Genomic DNA, 7,174 nt, shown 5'->3' on the forward strand with positions numbered 1-7,174 from the left:
ATAATTAAAGAGGAAGGCTATATGACATCAACCATTCCACAGGATATTGAAGGTAGAGTTAAGGTAGACATTCACCAACAGGAACACAAAGACTGGGAAGCCATTAAGACTTCTATACATATCGGAGCCCTGGTTGACGGCGTACAAGTTAGTTTCCCAATTCCAAGTTCATACATTTGCGAAGCAGACGATTTTGCTATCCGCACTTACGATGCTTACTATACCTTGAATGAAATTACCTTCAACCTTACTGCTGAGGTAGCTCACGAAGCTGATCAGGTAATTATCACTATTAAGGATTTTCCATCAAGTGTTACCAGCAATCAATTGCTAGAAAGTGAAGACGGACTTACCGTTGAGGTGTGGACATATCCACGTCAGCCTTTAGCATCGGAAGATCCAACCGCTTATCGTCAGTTAATATTCAACATGCTTAAACAAGCTAAGGTAAAAGTAGGTGTCGATCAGCCTAATTATTCTCCAAATATGAACACTCCTGCAAGAAACGGCGAGATGTACACTCAAGTGTCTTCCGCATACTTTTAGGATTTTGTAAGATGAAAATCTGTGCTTACAAATAACTATGTAAGCATATTAATATAAAAAAAAGAGTTCGGTATTTTGCCGAACTCTTTTTTTATATTCTGACAGCACTTAAATTTGCTTTATATTTAATAAGGTATAAATTCTTAGTTATGCTCAAATCTTGGTTAATGTTAAGAACTTGTTCCCAAAATCGAACTGTTAACCATTTCGCATGCAAACTATACTTGTATCCGGAGATGTTTTCTTTTTAATAATTTTAAATATATATTGATAGTTTATAATTAAAAAGTCCCAAAGTGAGAAAATGTGAAAACTAACACAAAAAGTTAAAAAATGTTAATTGTAAATTTAATAGATATTTGAAGAGAGCTGTTAATCCATTGCAATACAAGATGCTAAGTCAAAACATGTAGGGCTATTTTCGATTAAAATTAATATAAGCTGTGAAATCCTTAAAATATAATTTAAAATATCTTTAATATAAGAAATAAATATTTAATTTTGCAAAGCAAACTAAAAAAGTTCTTTTAAAAAGCTTGCCAAAGTTTACTAAATATTTTATTTAGTGTATTAACAAGTGGAATACTAAATATATTATTTGGAGACTCATTTTGCAGGTGTTAGTAGCCAATAGCTTAATTCCATCTGCTATATTCTTCAGTTTTATCGAATAGTAACATTTGTTTTAACAAAAAACATTTGCAAGTTATAAATAAATGAAATCTTTAAAGGTTGAAATCACATATTATTAATAAATATAAATATAAAAGAAAATGAAAATTCAAAAGTTGATGCTAAGTTTAATGGTACTTTTAGTACTTGTTGGATGTAGTAAAAAAGATGATGATGCATCTCAAAGCAAGGCAAGCGGACCAACTACTGAAGTTTATGTTGCCGGCAACAAGGTAACAAAATACACTGATGTTCTAACATCTCATGCAGGCGGAGGCGCACTAACCCACGACAATGCTTATTTCTTTATCAGAATAGACGGTCGCATTCCCGGACTGACAGGAGTCCAAAATTCATCCAGTTACTACCCGTCAACACCTGGAGGTGCAACATTGTGTAGTGCTCTTAACAATGGCTCCGTATTGAGGGATTTCCCTTATGGCAACTTAGGTGGATATATGGGAATGACAGAATACGTGTACGACCCCACCGGACAAGCAACCGATCAGGCTTTAGTTAACGTTCCTACCTTGGATAATCTGTTGCAAGCTCATCAGGGTGCAGGCGCGCCATTGTCTCAATACTTCACTGGAGTTGATATGAGCAAAGTAAAAATTATTTGGTACGTAGCAAAGAATCGTCCTAATGACTGGGATCCATACTTAGGTGCGATGGGCAGATGGAATGTTGACGGTGTGTTGACTATGGACACAGTTATGGATGTTCGCCACATTCCAGGCATGGCGATTGATGAGGATAAATATATGACGTCAACCATTCCGAATGATATAGAGGGTACAGTTAAGGTTGACATTCACCAGCAAGAGCATAAGGACTGGGAAGCCATCAAGACGACTATACATATTGGAGCCTTGGTTGATGGTGTACAGGTAAGTTTCCCCATTCCAAGTTCGTACATTTGCGAAGCAGACGATTTTGCTATCCGTACCTACGATGCTTACTATACCTTGAATGAAATAACCTTCAATCTTACTGCTGAGGTAGCTCACGAAGCTGATCAGGTAATTATCACTATTAAGGATTTCCCGTCAAGTGTTATCAGCAATCAGTTGTTAGAGAATGCCGACGGACTTACCGTAGAGGTGTGGACATATCCACGTCAGCCATTGGCATCGGAAGACCCAACTGCATATCGTCAGTTAATATTCAACATGCTTAAACAAGCAAAGGTAAAGGTAGGTCTCGACCAACCAAATTATTCTCCAAATATGAATACTCCTGCAAGAAACGGCGAGATGTACACCCAGGTGTCTTCCGCATTCTTTTAGGATTGTGTAAGATGAAAATCTGTGCTTACAAATAACTAGGTAAGCATATTAGGATAAAAAAAGAGTTCGGTATTATACCGAACTCTTTTTTTATATTTTAACAATACTTTAGATTGCTTTATATAATAAGGTATAACTTCTCGATTATGCTTTTTTTTGTGTTACGGTTTGTCCCGAAATTTCGAGATGGTGCTGGTGAGTATTGAGTTCTGTCCTTAAAATTCGGGATCAATTCTTGACTCAAAACTTCTGACTCGTAACTCAAAACTCCCGACTTTAAAGGCACGGCAAATAAAGCTAATAGCATGGATTTAAACAAAAAAAGCACCTAAAAAGGCGCTTTTTTAACTATAAAGCGGAGAGACAGGGATTCGAACCCTGGGACCCCGTGAGGAGTCAACGGTTTTCGAGACCGCCCCATTCAACCGCTCTGGCATCTCTCCATGTTTTGAACATTGGGTTTGCAAATGTAATCAGATTTTGATATAAATTGCAATTTTCAGAATAGTTTTTTTACTGTGTAAAAACAAATTCTATAATATTAGCTCCCATTTGCAAGGCTTTGAGCCTTGTTTGTGGCGAATCGTTATGAACGCCTTCATCTTACCAGCCAGCACCTAAATCGCACTCGTAGTCGTAAAAACAAATGAGTCTTCCTTCGTAAAACAGTCCGAAACCTTGTGGCATTTTGTTGTCGTGTTCATGAATTTTAGGCAATCCTTTTGGAAATGAAAAAGTTTGATGATAAATAGGATGAGAGAAGGGTAATTCAACGAAATCAAGTTCAGGAAAAATTTCTTTCATCTGAATTCTAATATATTTATCCAAACCGTAATTATCGGAGATGTGGAGAAAACCACCCGACAATAAATATTTTCTTAGGTTTTCCTGTTCATTTGGCGAAAAAATAATGTTTCCGTGTCCTGTAATATGAATGTACGGATAATTAAAGAGGTCAGCGTCAGATGCTTCAACTGTAGCGTAATCATGGACTATATTTGTGTGCAAATTCATATTGCAAAATATAGCAAGATTTTTAAGAGATGTAGGATTTGCATACCAATCGCCACCGCCGCTATATTTTAATAGTGCAAGTTGTATGTTCTGTCCGTACATAAAATATGACGACAACATTAATATACTTGCAACAAGCGTAATTTTTAATTTCTTTTTTAGCATCGTAGTCTAATAGTTTATTTATGATTAATAATGTTAAAAGCAGAAGTAGCGTACAAAGCTGCAGTTTCGGTGCGCAAACGTGCATCGCCCAAACTCACTAATTTATAACCGTATTGTTTGGCATATTTTATTTCATCGGGACTAAAATCACCTTCAGGACCAATTATAATAAGCAAATCTTCATTAGGTATTACCGATTTATAGATATGTGGCAAAGGTTCGCTATCAATGTATGCAATAAGTTTTTGTGCATGATTTGCATTGTTAATAATAAAATCTTTAAACTTAATTTCATCATTAATTATTGGGAACCATGGTCGTAGCGACTGTTTACAAGCCGAAATAAGTATTTTTTGCAATCGCTGGGGGTTTGTCTTTCTTCGTTCCGAATATTCGCAAATAATAGGTGTTATCTCCGAAATGCCAATTTCTACAGCTTTTTCGACAAACCATTCCAATCTGTCGTTTTGTTTGGTAGGAGCAATGGCAACATGCAACTTCGCCCCTATATTAGGGGCACTGCTGACCGAACTAACATTTATTACGCATTTTTTGCTGTTAGCGTCGGCAACAGTGCCTTTTATAATATCGCCAATACCATTGATTAAAAGTATTTCATCGCCGTTTTTATATCGCAAAACCCTAACACAATGAGCCGATTCGGTTTCATCTAAACAGACAATATTATCAACAATAGGGTAGGCAGTATAAAAAACAGTTTCGTTTGCCATATCGATTAATTGATAACTAGCTTTTTGCTGGTAGATGCACCTTTGCTCTTTAAGTTAACAACATAAATGCCTTTAGCAAACGAACTTGTATTGACTTTGCAATTAATAGCTTGGTTAGCTGCAAAATCTTTACTGAAAACAACTTTACCGTAAACATTAACAATACTAATGTTAGCATCGTATGGAAGCGAATTGCATTCGATTACAGCTTCATCTTTAGCCGGATTAGGATAAATTGTTAATGTATTGTCTTTTTCAGTAGTATTTATATCACTGTGTTGAGAAATTTTAATATTATCTAAATACAAGTTATTTCCCATGCGGTTAACGGTTTCAAAAGCTATTTTAATTCCGGTTTGGTTAGCCCATTGCGAAAGGTCAATGTTTTTACACTTTCCGCCATAAGAACCGTCGCACCATTGGTCGGGCGATGTTGGAGCAAATGCAGTTGTTTGTCTCGGTACAGTTACAAAATTTGCAGAACCGTCTTCTCCGTATGTAGCTACTCTAGTCCAATTTTCGCCGCAATCATCAGAAATAAATACTATAAGTGTGTCCGAATAGTTTTTATATCTTGATGCGTAGGCATATTCGAAGCTTAAAAATACTTTATTTAAACCTTCAAAAGACAATGGTGGAGAAATGAGTCGGTCTCTGCTTCTACTGGTATTTCGGTATTCAAAAAAGTTCATCCAAGCAGCTTTATTGCCGGGGTTACTACCTTGAACATCAGTTATTTCCCAAGTAATAAGATTATCAGGGTTTTCTACAGTCCAGTTTCTATCATTAAAATTAGCGTTTTCAAAATCTTCAACAAAAGGTATACTATATCCACCTGCCAAAATATAATCTTGTTTTGTAATACTGCGAGTACCGTTTATATTGTTAGCTTCAAGTGTAACGGTATATGTGCCTTGCTGTAAGAATTTAACTTTCGGATTCTGTGAGTTAGATTGTGTATTTCCGACAAACTGAACCGTGTTGGGGTTAAACGTCCATTTGTATGATATGGGACAATTTTCAGTTTGATTGGTAAAGCTTACCACTTCATCCATATTACAAACTGCGTTCGTAGAGCTTGCAAAGGCGGGTAAAGGTAGCAATGTATCGGAAACAGTGATGTAACTTTCAACAACTTTGGTATCAGTTCCATCATTATTTGAAACGGTTAATTTTACAGGATAAGTACCAACTTGAGAATATGTAATTCCTTTTGGATTTTTTTCGGCTGATACAGAAGGTGTTCCGCCTGTAAATTCCCAATCCCAAGTGTAAGGAACTCCTGATGATAGGTCGGTAAAATCAACCTCACAGTCTTTTGTAACTATAACCTTATTGGATGTGAAATCTGCTACAGGGGTGTTGGAATAAGGCTCCGATTGCCATGTACCCCTGCCGTAAGTTCCGGCTGATAGTTTATCATCTTCTGGCGAATTTGGCGAGTAATAAATTTCTATTTCTCTGACGGAGGCGCTCAAAGGCATTCCGTTATTGAAAAACATCCATTCCGACATAGAGTCGTCTTTGTAGTAAACTCCTGCATCGGTTCCCAAATACAAGCCGTTTAAACTGTTTTTGTAGTGAGCTATACTATTAATATGTATAGCTGGTAAGTTAAACGAAATGTCTTCCCAAGTTTCGGCAAAATCTGTTGATTTAAAGATTTTCTTATCAAGTGATATATATAATGTATTTCTGTCTTCAGGATGACATTCAATATCGGATATTTTATCATTGTTAGGTAATTTATCGGAAATTTCATACCAGGTCGGCATTTCAGTTTCATTTTGAACATCTTCCGAATAGAATAATCGAGCTCCGCTAGATGCAAAAATCAGATTATTGTCTACAGGCGACTGCTCAACAACGGTAAAGTTTCCTGTATTCATATTTGAAATTTTTTTCCAGCTAACATTATAACTAGTGATGTTTCGGCTACGCCAAATGTTTTTGTAACCAATAAACATTGTAGTAGGTAGTTGTTCGTCAATAATATAAGGAGTAACCCAAGCACCGCTTTCGGTTATGCCGTTTATACCTTGTCCTGCAATTGAACCTTGATTATAGTTGCCATTGATCCGCATAATTTGCCCATAATATAAGGATGAAAATCTGATATTTTCATTGGTTGGCAAAACTGCACATTCCATACCGTCGCCACCCGACACAAAGAACCACAGACCGTTATCATAAACTGAACTACCGTTATCTTGGTAGCCATTGACAATAACATTAGGGTTGGTAGCACTTTGTCCGATTTTGTACGCCTGACTGATAACCAAACCTGTAGTTATTTCGTTCCAGCTTATACCATCGTTATCTGTCCAGTAAATACCGCCGTCGTTTCCAACGTAAATTCTATTATCAATTGGGTTAACTTCAAAAACGTGATGGTCGGCGTGAACTGCAGGAACACCGCAGTCGCCCGTCCAGTGCCCATTAATATTCCAAGTTGAACCACCATTTGCAGAACGCCAAATATTAATACCACCCGAGTAAATAACATTTTCATCTATAGGGTCGGCAACAAGGCAAAGGTTATACCAAGCCTGACCACCTGAGGTATTTCCGTAGCAGCTCCAATCTTGTATATTAGGGCTGTTAGACATTTGAACAAAATTTACACCCGAATTTAAAGACCTATACAAGCCTTTAAATCCTTGCGAAGAGTTGGAAGTCATAACATAAACAATATCGGGGTTTGCAGGTGTAACTGCAAGAACTGATCTTTCGCCCAAAACGTAGCCGGAACTGGGA

5 protein-coding genes and 1 tRNA gene are annotated in these 7,174 nt (G+C 36.9%); 2 read left to right on the forward strand and 4 right to left on the reverse strand.

What is annotated here, in order from left to right; translation table 11 throughout:
* Together PHP31_09590 and PHP31_09595 are read left to right on the forward strand one after the other, a co-directional pair.
* The coding region (locus PHP31_09590) for a hypothetical protein (GenBank protein ID MDD3739529.1) at window positions 1-546 on the forward strand (546 nt) is incomplete at its 5' end.
* Between the two features lie 773 nt (window positions 547-1,319).
* A complete protein-coding gene (locus PHP31_09595) occupies window positions 1,320-2,507 on the forward strand; it encodes a hypothetical protein (protein ID MDD3739530.1) in 1,188 nt (395 codons plus the stop codon).
* Between the two features lie 356 nt (window positions 2,508-2,863).
* Here PHP31_09595 and PHP31_09600 read toward each other — a convergent pair.
* From PHP31_09600 to PHP31_09615, 4 genes are all read right to left on the reverse strand, one after another.
* Window positions 2,864-2,950 (reverse strand) — tRNA-Ser (locus tag PHP31_09600).
* Between the two features lie 160 nt (window positions 2,951-3,110).
* Window positions 3,111-3,686, reverse strand: coding sequence for a DUF4159 domain-containing protein (locus PHP31_09605; protein ID MDD3739531.1), 576 nt, complete (start codon window positions 3,684-3,686; stop codon window positions 3,111-3,113).
* A 14-nt stretch (window positions 3,687-3,700) separates the two neighbouring features.
* Window positions 3,701-4,417, reverse strand: a complete 717-nt coding sequence (locus tag PHP31_09610) for a 16S rRNA (uracil(1498)-N(3))-methyltransferase (protein ID MDD3739532.1) — start codon at window positions 4,415-4,417, stop codon at window positions 3,701-3,703.
* A 5-nt stretch (window positions 4,418-4,422) separates the two neighbouring features.
* On the reverse strand, window positions 4,423-7,174 hold a 2,752-nt coding region (locus PHP31_09615; protein ID MDD3739533.1), incomplete at its 5' end, for a PKD domain-containing protein.

The sequence above is a fragment of the Lentimicrobiaceae bacterium genome, from assembly GCA_028697555.1.
Classification (GTDB): Bacteria; Bacteroidota; Bacteroidia; order Bacteroidales; family UBA4417; genus UBA4417.

Bases quoted from the DNA above. Each gene is read 5' to 3' on its own strand.
- PHP31_09595 (MDD3739530.1), top strand. From the start codon at position 1,320: ATGAAAATTCAAAAGTTGATGCTAAGTTTAATGGTACTTTTAGTACTT.
- PHP31_09610 (MDD3739532.1), bottom strand. From the start codon at position 4,417: ATGGCAAACGAAACTGTTTTTTATACTGCCTACCCTATTGTTGATAAT.
- PHP31_09605 (MDD3739531.1), bottom strand. From the start codon at position 3,686: ATGCTAAAAAAGAAATTAAAAATTACGCTTGTTGCAAGTATATTAATG.